This window comes from Bradyrhizobium sp. cf659 (assembly GCF_900113725.1).
Classification (GTDB): Bacteria; Pseudomonadota; Alphaproteobacteria; order Rhizobiales; family Xanthobacteraceae; genus Bradyrhizobium.
In genome coordinates this window covers 753,339-776,841 of record NZ_FOQJ01000003.1, presented here as the reverse complement: position 1 = coordinate 776,841, position 23,503 = coordinate 753,339, and the positions used below count along the sequence as shown (strand labels likewise).

At 65.4% G+C, this 23,503-nt stretch carries 20 protein-coding genes and 1 other RNA gene; 10 read left to right on the top strand and 11 right to left on the bottom strand.

The annotated features are described in order from the left end of the window. Nucleotides 1-19 precede the first annotated feature (19 nt). From BM118_RS17705 to BM118_RS17680, 6 genes are all read right to left on the bottom strand, one after another. Entirely contained in the window at nt 20-937 is a 918-nt protein-coding gene (locus BM118_RS17705; protein WP_092186780.1) for a metallophosphoesterase, read from the bottom strand. Nucleotides 938-1,023: 86 nt separating this feature from the next. Continuing rightward, nucleotides 1,024-1,893, bottom strand: a complete 870-nt coding sequence (locus tag BM118_RS17700) for a DUF6869 domain-containing protein (protein WP_092186779.1) — start codon at nt 1,891-1,893, stop codon at nt 1,024-1,026. A gap of 93 nt (nt 1,894-1,986) precedes the next feature. Continuing rightward, nucleotides 1,987-3,018 carry a Holliday junction branch migration DNA helicase RuvB gene (ruvB, locus tag BM118_RS17695; RefSeq protein ID WP_171463833.1) on the bottom strand — a complete coding sequence of 344 codons (1,032 nt, stop codon included), beginning with the start codon at nt 3,016-3,018 and terminating at the stop codon, nt 1,987-1,989. Between the two features lie 20 nt (nt 3,019-3,038). Continuing rightward, complete coding sequence (gene ruvA / locus BM118_RS17690) at nt 3,039-3,656, bottom strand: Holliday junction branch migration protein RuvA (protein WP_092186778.1); 618 nt, start codon at nt 3,654-3,656, stop codon at nt 3,039-3,041. Then, entirely contained in the window at nt 3,653-4,180 is a 528-nt protein-coding gene (gene ruvC, locus BM118_RS17685) for a crossover junction endodeoxyribonuclease RuvC (RefSeq protein WP_092186777.1), read from the bottom strand. The genes ruvA and ruvC overlap by 4 nt, the downstream gene beginning before the upstream one ends. A gap of 243 nt (nt 4,181-4,423) precedes the next feature. Next, on the bottom strand, nt 4,424-5,170 hold the full coding sequence (locus tag BM118_RS17680; RefSeq protein ID WP_092186776.1) for a YebC/PmpR family DNA-binding transcriptional regulator: 747 nt from the start codon (nt 5,168-5,170) through the stop codon (nt 4,424-4,426). 204 nt (nt 5,171-5,374) lie between these two features. Here BM118_RS17680 and BM118_RS17675 point away from each other — a divergent pair, with 204 nt between their 5' ends. The 5 genes from BM118_RS17675 to BM118_RS17655 all read left to right on the top strand — a co-directional run bounded on the left by BM118_RS17675 (nt 5,375) and on the right by BM118_RS17655 (nt 13,297). Then, on the top strand, nt 5,375-7,123 hold the full coding sequence (locus BM118_RS17675) for a methyl-accepting chemotaxis protein (RefSeq protein ID WP_092186775.1): 1,749 nt from the start codon (nt 5,375-5,377) through the stop codon (nt 7,121-7,123). Between the two features lie 108 nt (nt 7,124-7,231). Continuing rightward, on the top strand, nt 7,232-8,656 hold the full coding sequence (locus BM118_RS17670) for a methyl-accepting chemotaxis protein (RefSeq protein WP_092186774.1): 1,425 nt from the start codon (nt 7,232-7,234) through the stop codon (nt 8,654-8,656). Nucleotides 8,657-9,315: 659 nt separating this feature from the next. Next, entirely contained in the window at nt 9,316-9,780 is a 465-nt protein-coding gene (locus tag BM118_RS17665) for a (2Fe-2S)-binding protein (protein WP_177234405.1), read from the top strand. Nucleotides 9,781-9,788: 8 nt separating this feature from the next. Then, nucleotides 9,789-11,957 carry a xanthine dehydrogenase family protein molybdopterin-binding subunit gene (locus BM118_RS17660; RefSeq protein ID WP_177234404.1) on the top strand — a complete coding sequence of 723 codons (2,169 nt, stop codon included), beginning with the start codon at nt 9,789-9,791 and terminating at the stop codon, nt 11,955-11,957. Further along, nucleotides 11,954-13,297: a c-type cytochrome gene (locus BM118_RS17655; protein WP_092186771.1), complete on the top strand. Its 1,344-nt coding sequence runs from the start codon at nt 11,954-11,956 to the stop codon at nt 13,295-13,297. Before BM118_RS17660 ends, BM118_RS17655 begins: the two co-directional genes overlap by 4 nt. Before the next feature lie 191 nt (nt 13,298-13,488). On the opposite strand, the gene BM118_RS17650 is transcribed toward BM118_RS17655, so the two are convergent. The 5 genes from BM118_RS17650 to BM118_RS17630 form a co-directional block, all read right to left on the bottom strand. Next, nucleotides 13,489-14,313: a TIGR00282 family metallophosphoesterase gene (locus BM118_RS17650; protein WP_177234403.1), complete on the bottom strand. Its 825-nt coding sequence runs from the start codon at nt 14,311-14,313 to the stop codon at nt 13,489-13,491. Further along, nucleotides 14,291-14,887 (bottom strand): 5-formyltetrahydrofolate cyclo-ligase, encoded by a 597-nt coding sequence (locus BM118_RS17645; RefSeq protein WP_027544174.1) that lies wholly within the window; start codon nt 14,885-14,887, stop codon nt 14,291-14,293. Before BM118_RS17645 ends, BM118_RS17650 begins: the two co-directional genes overlap by 23 nt. Before the next feature lie 229 nt (nt 14,888-15,116). Further along, nucleotides 15,117-15,277: non-coding RNA, 6S RNA (ssrS, locus tag BM118_RS17640), on the bottom strand. Between the two features lie 228 nt (nt 15,278-15,505). Next, nucleotides 15,506-15,889: a cell division protein ZapA gene (locus BM118_RS17635; RefSeq protein WP_092186769.1), complete on the bottom strand. Its 384-nt coding sequence runs from the start codon at nt 15,887-15,889 to the stop codon at nt 15,506-15,508. Continuing rightward, nucleotides 15,886-16,206: a DUF4164 domain-containing protein gene (locus BM118_RS17630; RefSeq protein ID WP_177234402.1), complete on the bottom strand. Its 321-nt coding sequence runs from the start codon at nt 16,204-16,206 to the stop codon at nt 15,886-15,888. The genes BM118_RS17635 and BM118_RS17630 overlap by 4 nt, the downstream gene beginning before the upstream one ends. 366 nt (nt 16,207-16,572) lie before the next feature. Between BM118_RS17630 and tkt the strand changes: the two genes are divergently transcribed. The 5 genes from tkt (at nt 16,573) to BM118_RS17605 (ending at nt 23,502) form a co-directional block, all read left to right on the top strand. Then, nucleotides 16,573-18,588: a transketolase gene (gene tkt, locus BM118_RS17625; protein ID WP_092186768.1), complete on the top strand. Its 2,016-nt coding sequence runs from the start codon at nt 16,573-16,575 to the stop codon at nt 18,586-18,588. A 170-nt stretch (nt 18,589-18,758) separates the two neighbouring features. Further along, nucleotides 18,759-19,766: a type I glyceraldehyde-3-phosphate dehydrogenase gene (gap, locus tag BM118_RS17620; RefSeq protein WP_092186767.1), complete on the top strand. Its 1,008-nt coding sequence runs from the start codon at nt 18,759-18,761 to the stop codon at nt 19,764-19,766. A gap of 117 nt (nt 19,767-19,883) precedes the next feature. After that, complete coding sequence (locus BM118_RS17615; RefSeq protein WP_092186766.1) at nt 19,884-21,080, top strand: phosphoglycerate kinase; 1,197 nt, start codon at nt 19,884-19,886, stop codon at nt 21,078-21,080. A gap of 55 nt (nt 21,081-21,135) precedes the next feature. After that, nucleotides 21,136-22,203 carry a class II fructose-bisphosphate aldolase gene (fba, locus tag BM118_RS17610; RefSeq protein WP_092186765.1) on the top strand — a complete coding sequence of 356 codons (1,068 nt, stop codon included), beginning with the start codon at nt 21,136-21,138 and terminating at the stop codon, nt 22,201-22,203. A gap of 258 nt (nt 22,204-22,461) precedes the next feature. Further along, the gene (locus BM118_RS17605) at nt 22,462-23,502 is read left to right on the top strand and encodes a class I fructose-bisphosphate aldolase (protein ID WP_092186764.1); all 1,041 of its coding nucleotides are present in this window, start codon (nt 22,462-22,464) and stop codon (nt 23,500-23,502) included. The last annotated feature ends 1 nt before the right edge of the window (nt 23,503 follow it).

Genomic DNA, 23,503 nt, shown 5'->3' with positions numbered 1-23,503 from the left:
CCGGCCGTGCAAGCGCAGGCTACGCCACCGCCGGCCCCGCCCTCCCCAGCGTCACCTCGACGATCTCCGGCGGTACGCCGACGCGGACCGGCATGAGGCTGCAACCGAGGCCGCCGGAGATGATGACGTCGCATTTCAGCCTGATATGACCATAGGCGAGCCGGAGGCCGTGCTGCCGCGGAACGGCCGGCGACCAGCCGAGCAGGCGGACCTGGCCGCCATGCGTGTGGCCGGACAGTTGCAGCGCGACGCGCGCGGGCACGCGCGGGGCGATGTTGGGCTCGTGCGCGAGCAGGATGATCGGCGCGTCGTCCGTGACCTTGGCGAGCGTCGCTGTGAGATCGTCGGCACCGAAGCGCCCCGTGCGCCGGAAGCGCCGCGCCGGCAGAAAGGCGAGCTGATCGCCGAGGCCGGCGAGCCAGAACGGGCGACCGTCCTTGGTGAGACGCACGGCGTCGTTCTCGTAGACGGGAATGCCGGCCGCCTCCAGCGCACGATGCGCCACCGTCGGGCCATGCCCGGCCTGCTGCACGGCCCTGTCCACCCAATAATCGTGATTGCCCATGACGGCATGGACGCCGAGCGGCGCTTTCAGGCCCGCGAGCACCCTGGCCCATTCGTTCGCGGGAATGATGCGCGTGACCTGGTGAAGTCCGGCCACGTAGTCGCCGAGCAGCACGATGAGGTCGGCATTCAACCCATTGGTGCGGTCGACGATGGCCTCGATCCGCTCCAACGACATCCAGGGATCGCAGGCATGGACGTCGGCGATCACGGCGATCTTGAGCGGCAGATCCGCCGGCCATTGCCGCGGGGTCGGATGATAGCGGGTGACGCCGAGCCGCTTGGGCTCGATACCGACACCGTAGGCGGCGGTCGAGACACCGAGGGCGGACAGGCCGCCGAAGGAACGGATGAGATGACGGCGCGTGATCATGGAAGTCCGCTTCTGCTACGATCGTCTTGATGCGGTCCGATTGAAGCGGAATTGGGGTACGCTCGTGCAGACCGTCTGCACAAAGGCTACCATCGGCTCTCGCCGACCAGCGCATCCAGCCGCGCCTTCAATTCGTCGGGCGCGCGGTAGTACCAGACACCGCCGAGCAGATCGCGAAAACGTGCGTCGGCGCGCGCCTCGCGCTCGATGCGATCGATCGTCCCGACGCTGATCACGTCTTCGAGGGGACCGGCGGCCAGCAGCGACAGCAGCACCGGGTTGGACTCGATCTTGAGGATCTCCAGGATCAGGTCGATCATCCTGTCGGGATCGTCCTCGCGCAGGTCGCGCTCGAAATCCATGATCGCGAACAGATTGTCGTCCTGGTCGCGCTCGGATCTGGAATATTGCTCGACCCAGGCGCGCGCGAGCTCCGCGACCGACATGTTGGCGCAATCGAGCGGCGCGCGCGGCGTGCGCTGCGCCAGATGGTCGGCATGCCACGCCTCGCGATCGGCGAGGCCTGCAATGCGCGACATCAAGGGATCGTCGGGACCGACATGCACGCCGCCCAGCAGCCAGCGCAGCCGGTCATTGTGCGCGGTTTCCTGCTCGACGCGCGCCATCACCTCAGTGCCATGCGCATAGAATAGCGCCAGCAGGAACTTGTCGTTGAGCTGCATCACCGTCGGCTTGTCGGCCTCGGTCTTGAGAACATCGAGCACGAGATCGAGGGCGGCTTGCGGCCTGCGATGCGGCAGATGGTCGAAATAGATCTTGATGGCCCAGATGCTGCCGACCTGGTCGCGACGGCTGACGCGCTGAAGCGCGCACCACATCGACGCCAGCTCGCCAAGCGGCATCGAATCCAGCAGCGCCTCGGTCTCGTCGGGCGTGCGCAGCTGCGGCGCGGCTGCGATGGTCTTAAGCAGCCTCGTGTCGTCCGTCGGCGCCATTCCTTCCCACTCCAGTCCGTGTGCGGCGATCCTGTTCGCCGCGCGTTCGGATTAGTGGCGGGATGGAACCTGCGGGTTCATCGACTGCGGCGATCAGTCGTCGCTTTCGTCGGTGCCGAACAGGCCGAACTGTGCCGCATCGCGATTGGGTTCGGCGAGGCCAAGATGGCGGAAGGCGTGCGAGGTGAGCAGCCGGCCGCGCGGGGTGCGCTGGAGATAGCCGCACTGGATCAGATAGGGCTCGATGATGTCCTCGATCGCATCGCGCGGCTCGGAGAGCGCTGCGGCCATCGTCTCGACACCGACGGGACCGCCGCCATAGTTCATCGCGATGGTCGTGAGATAGCGGCGGTCCATGGCATCCAGGCCCGCGGCGTCGACCTCGAGCGCACTGAGTGCGTGATCGGCGATCTTGCGATCGATCGTGTCGGCATCCGCGGCCGAAGCGAAATCGCGCACGCGCCGGAGCAGGCGCCCGGCGATACGCGGCGTGCCGCGGGCGCGGCGCGCGATCTCGTTGGCGCCATCCGCGCTCATGCCGACGTTCAGCACGCGCGCGCCGCGGCTGACGATGCTTTCGAGCTCCTCGATGGTGTAGAAATTGAGCCGGACCGGAATGCCGAAGCGGTCGCGCAAGGGATTGGTGAGCAGGCCCGCACGCGTCGTGGCGCCGACGAGGGTGAATTTCGACAGCTCGATCTTCACCGAGCGCGCCGCCGGGCCCTCGCCGATGATGAGGTCGAGCTGAAAATCCTCCATCGCGGGATAGAGCACTTCCTCCACCGCCGGGCTCAGGCGATGGATCTCGTCGATGAAGAGCACGTCGCGCTCTTCGAGATTGGTGAGGAGCGCGGCGAGATCGCCGGCCTTGGCAATCACGGGACCCGACGTGGCGCGAAAGCCGACGCCGAGCTCCTTGGCCACGATCTGCGCCAGCGTGGTCTTGCCGAGGCCGGGGGGCCCGACGAACAGCACGTGATCCAGCGCCTCGCCGCGCTTGCGCGCGGCCTCGATGAAGATCGAGAGGTTCTTGCGGGCCTGCTGCTGGCCGACGAAGTCGGACAGCGATTGCGGGCGCAGCGCGGTGTCGCCGACATCGTCGCTGCGGCGCTCCGGCGAGACCATGCGGTTGGCCTTGGGATCGCTCACTTCGCGAGTTCCTTCAGGCCGAGGCGAATGAGCTGCGCCGTTTCGGCACCTTCACCGGCGCTACGCGAGGCCGACGCAATCGCGGCGGCGGCCTGCGGCTGGCCATAGCCGAGATTGACCAGCGCGGAGATCGCATCCGCCACCGGGCGCGGCGCGCGCTGGTCGTCGACGGCGCCGGCGAGATGCACCACGGCGGGATCGACATTGGCGAACGCCGGCGCCTTGTCCTTCAACTCGGTGACGATGCGCTCGGCGACCTTGGGGCCGACGCCCGGCGTGCGTGACACCGCCGCCTTGTCGCGCAGCGCAATCGCGTTGGCGAGGTCGGACGGCGCCAGCGTGCCGAGCACGGCGAGCGCGACCTTGGCGCCGACGCCCTGCACGGTCTGGAGCAGGCGAAACCATTCGCGCTCCTGGTCGGTGCGAAAGCCGAACAGCTTGATCTGGTCCTCGCGGACATAGGTCTCGATCGACAGCACGGCGGCCTCGCCCTGCGAGGGCAGATGCTGCAGTGTACGCGTCGAGCAATGCACCTGATAGCCGACGCCGCCGACGTCGAGGATGACAAAATCCTCGCCGTAGGAATCGATCAGGCCCTTGAGCTTGCCGATCATAACCCCGCCACCTTCAGCCTGAGCGCCGTGCTCTGGCGGTGATGGGCGTGGGTGATGGCAATGGCGAGCGCGTCGGCGGCGTCGGCTGACGGCGGCTCGGCTTTCGGCAGCAATATCTTCAGCATCATCGCGATCTGTTGCTTGTCGGCATGGCCGGCGCCGACCACGGTCTTCTTCACCTGGTTCGGCGCGTATTCGGCGACGCTGATGCCGAACATTGCGGGCGCCAGCATGGCGACGCCGCGGGCCTGGCCGAGCTTCAGGGTGGCAACGCCGTCCTTGTTGACAAAGGTCTGCTCGACCGCGGCTTCCATCGGCTTGTGATCTGACAGGACCGCCGCGAGCCCTTCATGGATCGCGAGCAGGCGGCTGGACAGCGGCAGGTCGTCCGGCGGTTCCACCGAGCCGCAGGCGACATAGATCAGGCGGTTGCCCTCGGCCTCGATCACGCCCCAGCCGGTACGGCGCAGGCCGGGGTCGATGCCGATGATGCGAACGGGGCCACGAATCGGGAGCGCAGTCATGGGCCAGTGATAGCGGCTGGCTGCTTGGAGCGAAACAGAAACAGAACGAAAGTAACAGGGGAAGTGGGGTCGCCCTTCGCCTCTCCCCGCTTGCGGGGAGAGGCCGGAATGCGCGCGAAGCGCGGATTCCGGGTGAGGGGGACTCTCCGCGAGTCCATCTATCACCGTCCGCGCAGAAGCAGCCCCTCACCCCAACCCTCTCCCCGCAAGAGCGGGGCGAGGGAGCGCACCGTCCGAGCGGCCCTACCCGCCCATCTTCGCCATCAGCGCGTCCGACACCTCGAAATTGGCGTAGACGTGCTGGACGTCGTCGTGCTCGTTGAGCAGGTCCATCAGCTTGAGCAGCTTCTCGCCGGTCTCGTCGTCCACGGCGACCGTGTTCTGCGGCTTCCAGATCAGCGCGGCCTTGCGCGGTTCGCCGAACTTGGCTTCCAGCGCCTTGGCGACGTCGCGATAGCCTTCGGTCGAGGCGTAGATCTCGTGGCCGCCTTCGCCCGAGATCACGTCGTCGGCGCCGGCCTCGATCGCGGCATCGAGCACGGCGTCGTCGGAGGCGACGCTGCGGTCGTATTCGATGATGCCGGTGCGGTCGAACATGAAGGAGACCGAGCCGGTTTCGCCGAGGTTGCCGCCGGACTTGGTGAAGAAGGAGCGGATGTCGGAAGCGGCGCGGTTGCGGTTGTCGGTCAGCGCCTCGACGATGACGGCGACGCCGCCGGGGCCATAGCCCTCGTAGCGGATCTCGTCATAGTTCTCGCCGTCGCTGCCGAGCGCCTTCTTGATCGCGCGCTCGATATTGTCCTTCGGCATGTTCTCCTGGCGCGCGGCGATCACGGCGGCGCGCAGGCGCGGGTTCATGGCGGGGTCGGGCGTCCCCAGCTTGGCGGCGACGGTGATTTCCCGCGCCAGCTTGCCGAACAGCTTCGACTTCTGGGCATCCTGCCGCCCCTTGCGGTGCATGATGTTCTTGAATTGGGAATGTCCGGCCATGCGTGGTCTCGTAAAGGAATCGTGCGCCTAGGTGAGCGTGGGAAGCGCGGCCTTATAGGCCGCCAACCCACCGAAATCAAAGAGGCTCTGCGACTTTAAGGTAACACAGTAATGCCTCGCGCCTAGATGTCAGGCATCGTTAACCCTGACTTCATTCCGGACTGCGAAAATAACGTCCGATCGTCCCCCGACAAGAGAGACCTGATGGCGTTCGGACTATTTCGGAAGCGTCTGCCGGACATGGCTGCGCCTGCGGCCGCCCCGCAGCCTGCGCAGCCGCCGGCCCATTCCGAGCCCGGCCCGGCCGCTGAGGGCGATTCTGCCAGGGAAATCCTGGAACTGCTGGAACTCGAGCTGGGCGCGATGATTCGCCAGCTCGAGCGCGCCGCCAATTCGGTGGCCGGCGGCGCCGAAGCGACCGCCGTGACACTTGCGGCCATTCGCGACCGCACCGACGCCCTGACCGGCCGCACCAACGCCGCGCAGTCGACCGCATCCACCTTCGCCCATGCCGCCGACAAGTTCACCCAGTCCGCCCAAGGCATCGGGGCGCAGGTTCGCGAGGCCGGCAAGCTCGCCGACGAGGCCAGTGCCGCGGCGCAGGAAGCCCGCGCCAATGTCGACCGCTTGCGGGAATCCTCGGCCGCCATCGGCAACGTCGTCAATCTGATCGCGCAGATCGCGCGGCAGACGACGCTGCTCGCGCTCAACTCGACCATCGAGGCCGCGCGCGCCGGCGCTGCGGGCAAGGGTTTTGCGGTCGTCGCCACCGAGGTCAAGGCACTCGCGGTGCAGACCCAGGGCGCGACGGAAGAGATCACCAAGAAGATCGACGCGCTCCAGCGCGACGCCGCCGGCTCAGCCGATGCCGTGCACCGCATTTCGCAGGCGATCGAGGCGATCCGCCCGGTCTTCGAGACCGTCAATGGCGCGGTCGCCGAGCAGAACGCCACCACGAGCGAAGTCTCCGGCAATGCTGCCAGCGCGTCGGAGTTCATCGTCTCGGTCGGCCAGAGCGCGGCCGAGATCGATGCCGCAACCAAGGCGGCCGAGACCCATGGCGAGAACGTCGCCAGCGCCGGCAAGGCGGTCACCACCTTCGCACAGAAGCTGAAATCGCGCTGCGCGGTGCTGTTGCGCCAGAGCGAGCACGACGACCGCCGCAAGACCGAGCGCCTGCCCTGCCATCTCAAATTCGAGAGCGCGCGCGCCGTGATGCCGGTCTACGAGATCGCGATGGACGGCGTGCTGATCGGCGGTGCGGACGCGGGCCGGCTTGCACCGCAAGCGATGATCGAAGGCAGCCTCGAACAGGTCGGCGCCTGCCGCCTGCGCATCGTCGAGCAATCCAAGGCCGGAGCCCGCGCGCACTTCGTTGGTCCCAATGCCGAGCTCCGCGAGAAGATCGAAGACCGGCTGTGGGCGATCCACGAGGAGAACACGGAGTTCGTCACCCGCGCCATGGAAGCGGGCAACGCGCTGACCGCGATCTTCGAGCAGGCGGTTGCACGCGGCGAAGTTGGGATCGACGACCTGTTCGACACCGACTATGTGGAGATTGCGGGCACCAATCCGCAGCAATACCGCACCAGATATCTGGACTGGGCCGACCGCGCGCTGCCGCCGTTCCAGGAAGCGTTTCTCGCCAAGGAACCGCGCATGGCGTTTTGCGCCATGGTCGACCGCAACGGCTTCCTGCCGGTGCACAACAAGATCTTTTCGCATCCGCAGCGGCCGGGCGACGCCGCCTGGAACACGGCCAACAGCCGCAACCGGCGCATTTTCAACGATCCGGCGGGGTTGGCGGCCGCCCGCAACCTGCGCTCGTACCTGGTCCAGAGCTATGCGCGCGACATGGGCAACGGGAACACGGTGATGATGCGCGAAATCGACGTCCCGATCCGCGTGCAGGGCCGGCACTGGGGCGGATTCCGCACCGCTTACAAGCTGTAGTGCACGCTCAGGCAAGACGCCGGGCGCGAATCATCCTCTAAGGTCGAAACTGGACTGGGAATGCCGCGGGGAGCCGGCGTACGGCTTTGACTGGAGGACTCTCAAGACATGTCCGTCGCACAACTTGCAGTACTGGACACCGGATCCAACCGGACGCTCGCCGAACGACTGATCGACCAGCTCGCCGACCGCATCGGCGGTCTCGGCGTGGAGCTCGCCGACATTGCCGGCAACGTCCAGGAAGTCGCAAACCGCGTCGCCAACCAGTCGGAACGGTTCCATCACCTCCAGGAGACGGCCGAGACGATGGTCTCGGCCAACCACGACATCGCCAATGCGTCGCAGGCGGTGCAAACGACGACGTCCGCTGCGGTCGGCGAGATCGCGCAGTCGCGCAGCGCGGTCGATACCGCCGTCAGCCACATCTCCGAGCTTGTCGCGGCCGTAGAGCGGATCGAGGCGCGCTTGAGCGCGGTCGGCTCGGCGCTGGCGCAGGTGGCCAAGGTATCCGGCTCGATCGAGGCGATCGCGAAACAGACCAATCTGCTCGCTCTCAACGCCACCATCGAGGCCGCGCGGGCCGGCAATGCCGGCCGCGGCTTCGCGGTGGTCGCAAGCGAGGTGAAGAACCTCGCGGAAGCCACCCGCCAGGCGACGCACCAGATCTCCGACACCGTGCGCGATCTCGACGGCCAGATCGAAGGCCTGATCGGCGAGAGCAGCGACGCCTCCCAGCGCGCGAAGACCGCCGGCGAAGGCGCCCAGCAGATCTCCAGCATCATCTCGCGCGTCCAGCAGGGTTTCGCCTCCGTGGAAGCGGAGATCGACAGCGTCGCGCGCGCGGCGACCTCCAATCTCGGCCATTGCGACACCGTCATCAGCGAGCTCAACGAGCTCGCCAAGGGCGTCGACCTCTCCTCGCGCGATCTCAAATACGCCGACGAGCGGGTCGCCAAGCTGCTCGACACCTCCGAAGGCCTGATCGCGATGATCGCCGACAGCGGCGTGGAGACGTCGGACGCGCCGCTGATCCGTGCGGTCGTCGAGACCGCCAAGCGTATCTCGGCCGAATTCGAGGCCGCGATCGATCGCGGCGAGATCACGCTCGACCAGCTCATGGACGAGACGTACCGGGAAATTCCCGGCACCGATCCAAAGCAGTATCTCACCAGCTACGTCGACTTCACCGACCGCGCGCTGCCCGCCATCCAGGACCCGATCCAGAAATCCGATCCCCGCATCGTGTTCTGCGTCGCTTGGGCCAAGGGCGGCTACCTGCCGACCCACAATCCGAACTACCGCCTGCCGCAGGGCAAGGACCCGGTCTGGAATAATGCCAATTGCCGCAACCGCCGCCTGTTCACCGATCGCGCGGTGAAGAAGGTCGCTGCGAACACCAAGCCGTTCCTGCTCCAGACCTATCGCCGCGACATGGGCGGCGGGCAGTTCGTGCTGATGAAGGACCTGTCCTCGCCGATCATGGTCCGCGGCAAGCACTGGGGCGCGTTCAGGATGGGCTTCCGGCACGGCTGACGACTGTTGCGGCGCGCCTTGCGTGACGTCGCTCTGGCGCTCCTGAATCAAAAACCTGAAAAACAACCCCATGCACAGTAGCCGGGGTGCGTGGAATCAATGGCTTACGCGCCTGGTGAAGAGCTTCATCCAGCGCCCCGACGAAGGTGCGTTCCCTCCCCCGCTAGGGGGGAGGGAACGGAGAGAGTTGTGCCGTCGGCCGAACTCGATCCGACTTCAACTCATCGCACCTTAGGTGCCCGATGAACCATTGCTCCGTCGGGCAAGACAGGAGCATGATGTCATCATCGCGCACGTCGGCCATCCGGCCATTGGCCGTTGCAATTGATCCCGCGCACCGTGCTCGCCGTCGTCCGACTTTTCCCAATCGCACGAATTTCGTCATCGCATGATCTTGCGCATTCGCACGATCATCTGCGGCGATTGACGGCGCGCGCGACGAAAATGCGTCAAAACATGACGCTTATCATATCAATTAGCCCAAAACCGTTGCAGCGATCGCCGCACAAATTCGTGAACGTCATGGCCTGACGCTTCGTCCGCGCAAATATGCATTGCCAGGAATTTCGACGCTTCATCGTTTCGCGTCGTTATGATTAGGGTCGCGCGAAATACGTCGACCTGATCGCCGCAAGCGATCGTCGAGCAAGGGGATGCATATGGCAACAACTCTCACCATCAACGGCGAAACGAAATCGTTCGATGCGCCACCTGAAATGCCCTTGCTGTGGGTGCTGCGCGACATCCTCGGAATGACCGGTACCAAGTTCGGCTGCGGCATCGCGCAATGCGGCGCCTGCACGGTGCATGTCGACGGCAAGGCGGTGCGTTCCTGCGTGCTGCCGGTGAGCGCGGTCGAGAACCGCACCATCACCACCATCGAGCATGTCGGCAGCACGCCTGCGGGCGCGAAGGTGCAGAAGGCCTGGCTCGATGCCGAAGTGATCCAGTGCGGTTACTGCCAGTCCGGCCAGATCATGTCGGCTGCGGCACTGCTGGCGGCAACGCCCAATCCTGATGATTCCGACATCGACGCCGCCATGGCCGGCAACATCTGCCGCTGCGGCACCTATGTGCGCATCCGCGAGGCCATCAAGCAGGCCGCCAACGGCCGTCAGTCGTGAGCTCCGCCATGAATGCACACAACAGCGTCTCCCGCCGCACGCTCCTGACCGGCGGCCTTGCCACCGGTTTCCTGCTGGCCTTCCACCTGCCGCTGCGCGCCGCCGTCAACGAGCCGGTGCAGCCGCCTGACGCGACCGGCGGCAAGTTCGCGCCCAACGCCTTCATCCGCATCGACCCTGAAGGTGCGACCACGCTGGTGATGCCGCAGGTCGAGATGGGACAGGGAATCTACACTGCGATCTCGATGATCCTGGCGGAAGAGCTCGACGCGGATTGGTCGAAAGTCCAACTGCTGCACGCACCGGCCAACGAAAAGCTTTACGGCAATCCGATTTTCATCATTCAGGCGACCGGTGGCTCCACATCGGTCCGAGCATTCTGGAAGCCGCTGCGTGAAGCCGGCGCCAGCGCGCGTGCCATGCTGGTGCAGGCTGCAGCTGCGCAATGGAACGTCGATCCCGCCAGTTGCACGACGTCGAAGGGTGAGGTGACCCACAAGGCGAGCGGCCGGACGCTCTCCTATGGCGCGCTTGCGGCTGCCGCGAGCGGCCAGACGCCGCCCAAGGACGTCCCACTCAAGGACCCCAAGGATTTCGTCTATATCGGCCAGCCGTTCAAGCGGCTCGATACGCCCGAGAAGGTCAACGGCAAGGCGGTCTACGGCATCGACGCCATCGTGCCGAACATGAAGTTCGCAACGCTGGCGCAGTGCCCGGTTTTCGGTGGCAAGGTCGGCAAGGTCGATGATCGTGCCGCGAAGAAGATTCCGGGTGTGCGAAAGATCGTCGTGCTCGACGATCTCGTCGCCGTCGTCGGCGATCACATGTGGGCGGCGAAAAAAGGCCTGGACGCGCTCGACATCGAGTGGAACGAGGGACCGAACGCAAAGATCAATTCGAAAGCGATTTGGGACGATTTGCGCGCCGCCAGCGCAAAGGACGGCGCGGTCGCCAAATCCACCGGCGACATCGCCAAGGGCCTCGCGAGCGGCGAAAAACTCGAAGCTTCGTTCGAGCTGCCGTTTCTCGCCCACGCAACGATGGAGCCGTTGAACGCCACGGTGCATTGCACGCCCGATTCCTGCGAAATCTGGACCGGAACGCAGATCATGGCGCGCGTGCAGTCGGAGGCGGCAAAGGCGGCCGGGCTCCCGGTCGAGAAGGTGACCGTGAACAATCACCTGCTGGGCGGCGGCTTCGGCCGCAAGCTCGAGCCTGACATGGTGGTCGCGGCCGTTCGCATCGCCAAAGAGGTCGACGGGCCGGTCAAGGTCGTGTGGACCCGCGAGGAGGACATTCAGCACGACATCTATCGACCGGTCTATCGCGATACGATCGCAGCGACCTTGTCGGCCGGCAAGATCGTCGGCTGGAAATACAAGATTGCCGGCGCTGCGATCATCGCGCGCTGGCTGCCGCCAGCCTTCCAGAAGGGCATCGATATCGACGCTATCGACAGCGCCACCGACGTGCCCTACGACATCCCGAATGTCCACGTCGAATATGTGCGGGCCGAACCGCCGGCGATACCAACGGGGTTCTGGCGCGGGGTCGGACCCAACAACAACGTGTTTGCGGTCGAATGCTTCATCGACGAACTGGCCCGCAAGGCGGGCAAGGACCCGGTCGAGTTTCGCCGTGGAATGCTGGCCAATCAACCACGCTTCCTGTCCGTCCTCAATCTTGCGGCAGAGAAAGCCAATTGGGGTCAACCCTTGCCCGCGCGCGTCGGGCGCGGCGTGTGCTTGCAGCCGTCTTTCGGGAGTTTCATCGCAACCGTTGTGGAAGCTGAGGTCGACGAGCAAGGCGAGATCAATCTACGCCGTGCGACCTCGGTGGTGGACACCGGCATCGCCGTCAATCCCGATACGATCGTGGCTCAGGTCGAGGGCGGGCTGATCTTCGGCCTCACCGCCGCGCTCTATGGCGAGATCACCATCGACAAGGGCCGGGTGCAGCAGTCGAACTTCCACGACTACCGCATGATGCGCATCAACGAGACGCCGAAGATCGAGGTTCACGTCGTCAGGAGCGGCGAGGCGCCCGGCGGAATTGGCGAAACCGGCACGACGGCGGGACCGCCGGCGCTGCGCAACGCGATTTACGCCGCAACCGGCGTGGCGCTGCGGCGCCTGCCGATCGACCGGAAACTGCTTGCTGCGGGGAGGAAGGCATGAGCGGCAAGATGCGCATCCTCGCGAGCATCATTGTGATCGCCATCGTCGCGGTGGCGCTCGGCGTCTTCATCATCCGCGGGCCCGGCCCGCTCGACTTCGCCGGCGGCACGAAAGTGGCGCTGGCGGATTACCGCACCGGCAAGCCGACCGGCGTGCCGGCCAAGCTGGAGAAGGCGAGCCTGGTCGAGCGCGGCGAGTATCTGGCGAAGGCGGCCGACTGCATGGTCTGCCACACCAAGCCCGGCGAGAAGGACTATTCCGGCGGGCTCGCCTTCAAGCTGCCGTTCGGCACGCTCTATTCGACCAACATCACGCCGGACAAGGACACCGGCATCGGCAATTACAGCGACCAGGATTTTCTGAACGCGGTCCAGCACGGCAAGCGCAATGACGGCGCGCGGCTCTACCCGGCGATGCCGTACACCTCCTACACCTTCATGACCGACGAGGACGTGCTGGCGGTGAAGGCGTATCTGTTCAGCCTGCCGGCGGTGCGCGCCAAGGCGCCGGACAATACGCTGTCGTTCCCGTTCAACCAGCGTTGGGCGATGATCTTCTGGTCGGCCGTGTTCAATCCGGACACGCGCTTTGCACCCGATATGTCGAAGAGCCCGGAATGGAATCGCGGTGCGTATCTTGCGGAGGCGCTGGCGCATTGCGGCGAGTGCCACACGCCGCGCAATCTCGGCTTCGCGCTGGATAACCGCAAGAAGTTCGGCGGCGCCATCACGGCCGGCTGGCGTGCCTTCAACATCTCCTCCGACAAGACCACCGGCCTTGGCAATTGGCGCGACGAGGATCTGATCTCGTATCTGTCGCTCGGCCACGCACCTGGCCACGGCTCGGCCTCGGGTCCGATGGGCGAAGCCGTCGACCACAGCTTTAGCCAGTTCGCCCCCGAAGACATAAGCAGCATCGTTGCGTATTTGCGCAGCGTGCCGCCGGTGCCCTCGCCCGACCTCCCCGCCACCACGGCGCCGGCCGCGCCCGCCTCGCACCGCGACGGCGTGACGGCCGATGCACGCGGCAAGAAGGTGTTCGCCAGCGCCTGCGCCAGCTGCCACGGCTGGAGCGGCGAAAGCCCGGTGTCGCCGATGGCAACGCTCACCGGCACCTGGGCCGTCAACGACCCCGCCGCCACCAACGTCGCGCAGATCGTGCTGTCAGGCACCAAGCGCCATACGCCCGATGGCGCGCTGTCGATGCCGGCGTTCGGCAACGCGTACACGGACGACGAGATCGCGGCGGTGGCGAACTACGTCACGGCGCGGTTCGGCACCAAGGGCTCGAAGCTGACGGCGAAGGATGTCGCGGAGTTGAGGCAGCAGACGGCGGAGTAGCGTACGGCGTGATTGACGCGCGATCGCGCGTCAATCACCGCTGTCGTCCCGGCGAAGGCCGGGACCCATAACCACAGGGAGCTATTTGGCGAAGATTCGTCGTTCGGTACTCCTGCCGCGCGCGATCGATAGATCACGCGGTATGGGTCCCGGCCTTCGCCGGGACGACAGCGAGGGTGTGGCGACGTGCTTCAGCTCAACCAGAACCTCGGCGTCGCCGGCTCCAGCCGGCCGCCCACACGCACCGGCGCAATGCGCAGTGCGAGGCCTGTCGCATCGTCAGTCTCGATCGCAACGCCGCTGAGCGTCGCAACGCCGGCCGCCGGCTCGAAACGTCCCGACGGAATCCCCGACGTGAACCGGCGCAGCGGTTCTTCCTTCTGCATGCCGATGATGGAATCGTAGTCGCCGGTCATGCCGGCATCCGTCATGTAGGCGGTACCGCCCGTGAGGATCTGGTGGTCGGCGGTCGGCACATGGGTGTGGGTGCCGACGACGAGGCTGGCGCGGCCGTCGCAGAAGAAGCCGATGCCCTGCTTCTCGCTGCTGGCCTCGCAATGGAAGTCGACGACGATGGCATCGGCGGCGACACCAAGTGGACAAGCGCCGAGCTCGCGCTCCAGCGCCGCGAAGGGATCGTCGAACGGGGTCATGAAGACGCGGCCCAAAGCATTGACGACGAGCGCATGCTTGCCATTCTTGGTCTCGACCAGCGCGGCGCCGCGGCCGGGCGTGCCGCGCGGATAGTTCGCGGGCCGCACCAGGCGGTCGGCGCGCTCGATGAACACCAGCGCCTCGCGCTGGTCCCAGGAGTGATTGCCGAGCGTCACCGCGTCGGCGCCGGCATCGAGAAACTCCTGATAGATCGCTTCCGTGATGCCAAAGCCGCCGGCGGAATTTTCGCCGTTGACGACGACGAAATCGAGCGACCAGTCCTTGACCATGCCGGGCAGATATTCGGCGATGGCGTTGCGGCCGCTACGGCCGACGACATCACCCACGAAGAGAATGCGCAACTTCAGAACTCCGGAAATCGAACACGTCCGATTCCGTTAGCACATAATCCAGCGCGACGTCGTGGGATAGTGCCGGAACCGCCTCGATCTCCTGCGCTGCAAAGGCAAGCCCGATGCCGACGATTTGCTTGGTCTTGCGTAAGTGAGCGAAGGTGAAATCGTAATGACCCGCACCATAACCGATGCGGTGGCCGAGGCGGTCGAAGGCCGCGAGCGGCGTCAGCATGATGTCGGGGATGACTTCGGCGGCGGCCGGCGACGGCTCGGGAATGCCGAGCGGGCCGAGCATCAGCCGGTCGCTCGGATGAAAGATGCGGAAGACCAGCGACTGGCCGCGCGCGGTGACACAAGGCAGCGCGAGCCTTGCACCCTCCTCGGCGAGCTTCCTCAAGAGCGGCATCGGATCGATCTCGCTGCGGATGGGCGAATAGCCGGAGACGATGCTGCCCGGCAGCAGCTTGAACGGCAGCCCGCGCTTGGCGAGCTTGGTGGCCGCGGCGGTGCGCTTCTTCTCGCTCAGCGCGTCGCGTTTGGCGAGGGCTTTGGCACGGAGTTCGGCTTTGGAGTTGGACATGCGCGCTTTCCCCCGAAGGCGAAGTCTTGCTCCGCCGCCATCGTCCGCCTTGTGCGCCCTTGCGCACTTGGGTGGACGATCCAGTATTCCAGAGACGCCAGTGCAAGAGCCTCGACAGCGCGGCGTACTGGATGCCCCGGTCAAGCCGGGGCATGACACCGAGACTTTGATTGAACCGCGATCGTGTCGGGGACGCAATTTCGACAGGCACAAACCAAGCAAACAAAAGTGCGAAGCCGCGAACGCCGTTGAAGCACTCGATCCCGGAGTTCCCTACGAAAGTAGGTGGGCACCATATGTCCGGGCCCACGGGCCCGGCCAGGGACAGTTCCCTAAAGGATCGATAAGGCCCCGGGGATATATGGCTCCGGACGCGCGTCGCAGCCTCGCCTGCGCAATGTAACAACGATACTGACGAATCACCAGCCCAACCCGCGGCCTCGGTGTCGACCTCTCCCCAGCGGGGAGAGGTCGGATTGCGAAGCAATCCGGGTGAGGGGCCGCAGTATTCGGTGGGACCATAAGCCCTCACCCGGATCGCATCTTACGATGCGACCCGACCTCTCCCTACGGGAGAGGTGAACCGCACCCCGGGCTCCGATCAAAACCCATCACGCCTCAGCCGATCGCGATCCCGTTGCCGACGGTCCGGTTCAGGACCTGGGTCGATTTCTCGATGCGCTCGGCGGCGGCGTTCAACGCATTCACCACCGCGTTCTGCGTCATCCTGGCGCGCTCGACGGCGGCATTGCGGAAATCCCGCAACTCGGTCAATTCCTGCTCCATGGTGCGGACGCGGTTGCCGGCATCGACCAGCTCGTCGCAGACGGTCAGCGCCGCCATCACGGTGAGCCTGGCATCACCGATCTCGCCGAATTTTCCACGCAGCGACTGAATCCGCGTCTCCAGGCTCTCGGCGAGCTTGAGCAGCCGCACCTCCTGGCCCTCCTCGCAGGCCATGCGGTATTGCCGGCCGTTGATGGTGACGTTGATGTGGCTCATCCATCCTCTCCGGTATCGAGCACCGAGCGTATCGTGACGATTGCGGAATCCAGCCGTTCGGAGATCTCGCGATTGGTGCGCTCCAGCTTGCGCGCCTTCACCAGCGCACCATCGAGCTCATCGGCAAGCCGCGAGCGATCCGCGCCGAGTGCCTGGATTCGCGCGGCGAGCTCGTTCTCGTCGCGATCGGCATCGCGCCGCCGCTCGACCGCGCTCTCGAGTGCGTCGAGCGCCGCCATGAGCCTGCGTGTCGCGATCTCGATCTCGACGGCGGAGGACTCGGTCATGGCGGAACTGTTGGAAACGCGATCGTTCATGCGGTCAGCGGCGGACCTTGGTGGCCTTTGCATCGGGGCTTGCCGCCCGGCAAAAGACTCGGTTCGGCAAGCGGTTAGAAGCAGAAATTTACGTGGCAAGCTAGCAAATCGCAACGTCGCCGCGAAACTATGCACTGCTAGATCGGCCCTCGGCATGCCGGCCGGCTGGTTCCGGATCTGCATGACCCGCGGCTGCGGCTTTTCCGGATCATGCCGTAAGCAACTTTTGCGGCCAAACCGGCGTTTGATTGCCTTGGACTCCCGGAACCGAGATGCTATCCAGCCCCCAACCTCCCGTGACCGCCAGGCTCGATCCAGCGCGGCGCACACGGCCATCAAGCACCTCATTCCAGACGGATTTTCATCATGATGCAGCTCGATGCCACCCGTATGGCCCATACGCAGGTCGACCACACCCGTATGGCCAACGCGATCCGCGGCCTTTCGATGGACGCTGTCGAGAAGGCGAAATCGGGTCATCCCGGCCTGCCGATGGGCGCCGCCGACATCGCCACGGTGCTGTTCACGCAATTCCTGAAATTCGACGCCGCCGCGCCCGCCTGGCCGGACCGCGACCGCTTCGTGCTCTCGGCCGGCCACGGCTCGATGCTGCTCTATTCGCTGCTGTATCTCACCGGCAATGCCGAGATGACGCTGGACCAGATCAAGCAGTTCCGCCAGCTCGGCGGGCTGACGCCTGGCCACCCTGAGAACTTCCACACCAAGGGCATCGAGACCACCACCGGCCCGCTCGGCCAGGGCATCTCGACCGCGGTCGGCATGGCGCTCGCCGAGAAGATGCTCGCCGCCGAGTTCGGCAAGAAGATCGTCGACCACCACACCTTCGTGCTCGCCTCCGACGGCGACCTGATGGAAGGCGTGTCGCAGGAAGCGATCGCGATGGCCGGGCACTGGAAGCTCAACAAGATGATCGTCCTCTACGACGACAACGGCATCTCGATCGACGGCCCGACCTCGATCGCCGATTCCGTCGACCAGGTGAAGCGCTTCAAGTCCGCCGGCTGGGCCGCCGAGAAGATCGACGGCCACGATCAGGTCGCGATCGCCGACGCCATCACCCGCGCGAAGAAGTCGAACAAGCCGACGCTGATCGCCTGCCGCACCACCATCGGCTTCGGCGCGCCGCACAAGGCCGGCACGTCGAAGGTGCATGGCGAAGCGCTCGGCGCCGAGGAGCTCAAGGCCGCCAAGGAAAATCTCGGCATCTCGCTCGAGCCGTTCTCGGTGCCCGACGACGTGCTGAAGGCCTGGCGCGCGGCCGGCAGCCGCGGCGCCGTGGCCCGCCAGGAATGGGAAGGACGGCTCGGTGAGCTCGGCAGCCGCAAGCGCGCCGAGTTCGAGCGCCGCCTGCGCCATGAGCGTCCGGCCTCGCTCGCAAAGGCGGTGCGCGCGTACAAGAAGGAACTGCTGGAAAAGCCGCTGGTTGCGGCCACCCGCAAATCCTCGGAAGCCGTGATCGAGGTCATTGCCGGTGTGATGCCGATGGAGTTCCTCGCAGGCTCGGCCGACCTCACCGGCTCCAACAACAACAAGGCGAAATCGGCGACCGCCTTCTCCGCCAAGACGCCGAAGGGCCGCTTCATCCATTACGGCATCCGCGAGCACGGCATGGCCGCCGCGATGAACGGCATCTTCCTGCATGGCGGCTTCGCGCCGAACGGCGCGACCTTCCTGGTGTTCACCGACTATGCGCGTCCGGCGATGCGCCTTGCCGCGCTGATGGGCACCGGTGTCGTCTATGTGATGACGCACGATTCCATCGGCCTTGGCGAGGACGGCCCGACCCATCAGCCGGTCGAACATCTCGCCGCGCTTCGCGCCATTCCCAACATGCGCGTGTTCCGTCCCTGCGACTCCATCGAGGTCGCCGAGTGCTGGGAGCTCGCGCTCAACCGCATCGACGGCCCGACCGTGCTGGCGCTGACGCGGCAGAACCTGACGCAGCTCCGCACCACCGCGCCGAACGACAATCCTTGCGCGGCCGGCGCCTACGAGCTGGTTCCGGCGCAGGGCGAAGCCAAGGCGACGCTGTTCGCTTCCGGCTCCGAGGTCGAGATCGCGGTCGCCGCCCAGAAGCAGCTCGCCGAGCGCGGCATCGCGTCACGGGTGGTCTCGGTGCCCTCGCTCGAGCTGTTGTTAGCGCAACCAGAGGCGAAGCGCGCCGAGATCATCGGCAACGCGCCGGTAAAGGTCGCGATCGAGGCCGCCGTGCGCTGGGGCTGGGATGCCGTGATCGGCCAGGATGGCGAATTTGTCGGCATGCATTCCTTCGGCGCGAGCGCGCCGGCGAAGGACCTTTACAAGCATTTCGGCATTACCGCCGAGGCTGCGGTTAACGCCGTGCTGAAACGCGTTTCCTGAGAGTTGAGCTTGCCAAAAAAAAGGACTACGTAGTCTCTCATATGATCAAGCATCGCCCGGCCGAACCGGGCGTCCGCCCCTAAAAAACCTTCGCAGGCGCGTATAGCGCGTTGTGCGGGATGATTAGGCGTTATCGAGCACGTCATTGAACGGTCATAAGGAGATGAAACATGGCAGTCCGCGTCGGAATTAACGGTTTTGGCCGCATCGGCCGCAACATCCTGCGGGCGATTGCCGAGTCAGGCCGCAAGGACATCGAGGTGGTCGGCATCAACGACCTCGGCCCGGTCGAGACCAACGCCCATCTCCTCCGTTTCGACAGCGTCCATGGCCGTTTCCCCGGCACCGTCACCGTCGACGGCGACTCGATCAGCCTCGGCAACGGCAAGATCAAGGTGACCGCCGAGCGCGATCCCTCGAAGCTGCCCTGGAAGGATCTCGGCGTCGACATCGCGATGGAATGCACCGGCATCTTCACCGCGAAGGAGAAGGCCTCCGCGCATCTGACCGCCGGCGCCAGGCGCGTGCTGGTCTCCGCGCCCGCCGATGGCGCTGACGCCACCATCGTCTACGGCGTCAACCACGACACCCTGACCAAGGATCATCTGGTCGTCTCCAACGGTTCCTGCACCACCAACTGCCTCGCGCCGGTTGCCAAGGTCCTGAACGATCTCGTCGGCATCGAGACCGGCTTCATGACCACGATCCACGCCTATACCGGCGACCAGCCGACGCTCGACACCATGCACAAGGATCTCTACCGCGGCCGTGCTGCGGCGATGTCGATGATCCCGACCTCGACCGGCGCCGCCAAGGCGATCGGCCTCGTGCTGCCGGAACTGAAGGGCAAGCTCGACGGCGTTGCGATCCGCGTGCCGACCCCGAACGTCTCGGTGGTCGACCTCAAGATCATTGCCAAGCGCGCCACCGACGTGAAGGAAATCAACGCGGCGATGAAGCGCGCCTCCGAGCAGCAGCTCAAGGGCATCCTCGGCTACACCAACGCGCCGAACGTCTCGATCGACTTCAACCACGATCCGCACTCCTCGACCTTCCACGAGGACCAGACCAAGGTGCAGAACGGCACGCTGGTGCGCGTGATGTCCTGGTACGACAACGAGTGGGGCTTCTCGAACCGCATGGCCGACACCGCCGTTGCGATGAGCAAGGTGATCTAACTCCGCAGCGATTTCGTCATTCCGGGATGGTCCGAAGGACCAGACCCGGAATCTCGAGATTCCGGGTTCGCGCCAAGCGCGCCCCGGAATGACAGTCCAAATGGTTGAGGCCATCCCATGGCAAACAAATTCCGCACCCTCGACGACGTCGACGTGAAGGGCAAACGCGTGCTGCTGCGCGTCGACCTCAACGTGCCCATGGAGAACGGGCGCGTCACCGACGCAACACGGCTCGAGCGCGTCGCACCGACCATCGCCGAGCTCGCCGACAAGGGCGGCAAGGTGATCCTGCTCGCGCATTTCGGCCGGCCGAAGGGACGCGATGCCAAGGAGTCGCTCAAGCCCGTCGCCGAGGCGCTGTCGAAGGTCGTGAACAAGCCCGTTGCGTTTGCCGACGACTGCATCGGCGAGCCCGCGGCCACGGCCGTGGCGGCACTCGCGGATGGCGACATCCTCTGTCTGGAAAACACCCGCTTCCACAAGGAAGAGGAAAAGAACGATCCCGCCTTCGTCGCGGAACTCGCCAAGCTCGGCGACATCTGGGTCAATGACGCCTTCTCGGCCGCGCACCGCGCCCACGCCTCGACCGAAGGCCTCGGCCACAAGCTGCCCGCCTATGCCGGCCGCACCATGCAGGCCGAGCTCGATGCGCTGGAGAAGGCGCTGGGCTCGCCGACCAAGCCGGTCATCGCGATCATCGGCGGCGCCAAGGTCTCGACCAAGATCGACCTGCTCGAAAACCTCGTCAGCAAGGTCGACGCGCTCGTGATCGGCGGCGGCATGGCCAACACCTTCCTGCACGCCCAGGGCGTCGGCATCGGCAAGTCGCTGGCCGAGAAGGATCTCGCGCCGACCGCGCTGCGCATCATGGAAAAGGCGGAAGCCGCCAACTGCGCCATCATCCTGCCGGTCGACGCCACCGTGGCCTACCATTTCGCGGCCAACGCGCCGTCCCACGCCTACGGCCTCGATGCGATCCCGGCCGACGGCATGATCCTCGATGTCGGCCCGCAATCGGTCGTGCGCGTCCAGGCAGCGATCGACGATGCGGCGACCCTGGTCTGGAACGGCCCGTTGGGAGCCTTCGAGCTCCAGCCGTTCGACCGCGGCACCGTGGCAGCCGCCAGGCACGCCGCCGAGCGCACCAAGGCCAAGAAGCTGACCTCGATCGCGGGCGGCGGCGACACCGTCGCGGCCCTCAACCAGGCCCATGTGGCCGGTGACTTCACCTATGTCTCGACCGCCGGTGGCGCATTTCTTGAATGGATGGAAGGCAAGCCACTGCCCGGCGTCGAGGTCCTGCGCGTCAAGTAGACAGTCGACAAGTAGCTAGCGGGCCCTGAAGGCCCAAACTCGGAGAAGAAGACACATGGCTCGGATCACGTTACGTCAATTGCTCGACCATGCGGCTGAGAACGATTACGGCGTACCGGCCTTCAACATCAACAATATGGAGCAGGCGCTGGCGATCATGGACGCCGCCAACCAGGTCGATGCGCCCGTCATCATCCAGGCCTCGCGCGGTGCGCGCTCCTACGCCAACGACGTCATGCTCAAGCACATGATGGACGCGGTGACCGAGATCTATCCGCACATCCCGGTCTGCGTGCATCTCGACCACGGCAACGAGCCGGCGACCTGCATGACCGCGATCCAGGCCGGCTTCACCTCGGTGATGATGGACGGCTCGCTCAAGGCCGACGGCAAGACCCCCGGCGACTGGGGCTACAATGTCGGCGTCACCAAGACCGTGACCGACATGGCCCATCTCGGCGGCATCTCCGTCGAGGGCGAGCTTGGCGTGCTCGGCTCGCTCGAGACCGGCATGGGCGACAAGGAAGACGGCCACGGCGCCGAAGGCAAGCTGAGCCACGACCAGCTCCTGACCAATCCGGACGAGGCCGTGAAGTTCGTCCAGGAGACCAGGGTCGACGCGCTCGCGATCGCGATGGGGACTTCTCACGGCGCTTACAAATTTACCCGCAAGCCGGACGGCGACATCCTCGCCATGAACGTGATCGAGGAGATCCACCGCAAGCTGCCGAACACGCATCTCGTCATGCACGGCTCGTCCTCGGTGCCGCAGGATCTCCAGGACATCATCAACACCTATGGCGGCAAGATGAAGCCGACCTGGGGCGTGCCGGTCGCCGAGATCCAGCGCGGCATCAAGAACGGCGTGCGCAAGATCAACATCGACACCGACAACCGCATGGCGATGACCGGCCAGATCCGGAAGGTGCTCAAGGACAATCCGGAAGAGTTCGACCCGCGCAAGTACCTGAAGCCCGCGATGGAGGCGATGACCAAGCTGTGCAAGCAGCGGCTCCAGGAGTTCAACACCGCCGGCCAGGCCTCCAAGATCAAGAAGGTCCTGACCACCGCCGAGATGGCCAAGCGCTACGCCAAGGGCGAGCTCAACCCCCGCGTCGCATAGCGATCGCCGCGTCGCGTAGCGATCGCGCGGTGGCGTAAGGCCTCCGGACACACCCTCCCGTCATTCCGGGACACACAAAGCGTGGGCCCGGAATCCATAACCACAGCCTGGGGTTATGGATTCCGGGCCTGCGCCGTTCGGCGCATCCCGGAATGACAGAGCCCCCCCTTTACCCTGCGACGAACGTTAACTCGGCAATTGCCCGAGAACGGTCTATTTTCACGGGCAAGGGCAGAATCGTTTTGGGAGGACCTCTCGATGAATCTGACTGAGCTCAACAGGATCGCGACCGCCATGGTCGCGCCGGGCAAGGGCATTCTTGCCGCCGACGAATCCTCCGGCACCATCAAGAAGCGCTTCGACGCGATCGGCGTGGAATCGACGGAATCAAACCGCCGCGACTACCGCGAGATGCTGTTCCGATCCAGGGAAGCCATGAGCCAGTACATCTCCGGCGTGATCCTCTATGACGAGACGATCTGGCAGGATGCGAAGGACGGCACGCCGCTGGTGAAGCTGATCGAGAGCAGCGGCGCCATCCCCGGCATCAAGGTCGACGAAGGCACGCAAGCCCTGCCGATGTGCCCGGGCGAGCTTGTCACCGTCGGGCTCGACAAGCTCGCCGAACGGCTGAAGAAATATTACGAGCGCGGCGCGCGCTTTGCCAAATGGCGCGCGGTGATCGACATCGGCAGCGGCACTGACGGCCGGGGCATCCCCTCGATGACCGCGATCGACGTCAACGCCCACGCGCTGGCGCGCTATGCCGCGCTGTGCCAGGCCGCGCAGATCGTGCCGATCGTCGAGCCGGAAGTGCTGATGGACGGCGATCACGACATCGACCGCTGCTATGAAGTAACCCAGCGCGTGCTCGACAAGACCTTCCAGGAATTGCGCGTGCAGCGCGTCGCGCTCGAAGGCATGGTGCTGAAACCGAACATGGCGATCTCAGGCAAGAAGTGCGCGAAGCAGGCCTCCGTCGAGGACGTCGCGGAGAAGACGATACGGCTGCTCAAGGCCTGCGTGCCGGCCGCGGTGCCCGGCATCGCCTTCCTCTCCGGCGGCCAGTCGGACGAAGAGGCAACCGCGCATCTCAACGCCATGCACAAGCTTGGCCCGCTGCCCTGGGGCCTGACCTTCTCCTACGGCCGCGCGCTGCAGGCTGCGCCGCAGAAGGCCTGGTCCGGCAAGGCCGAGAACGTCGCGGCCGGACAGCGCGCCTTCAGCCATCGCGCACGAATGAACGGCCTCGCCTCCAAGGGCGAATGGCAGAGTAGCCTGGAAAAGAAAGCGGCCTAGA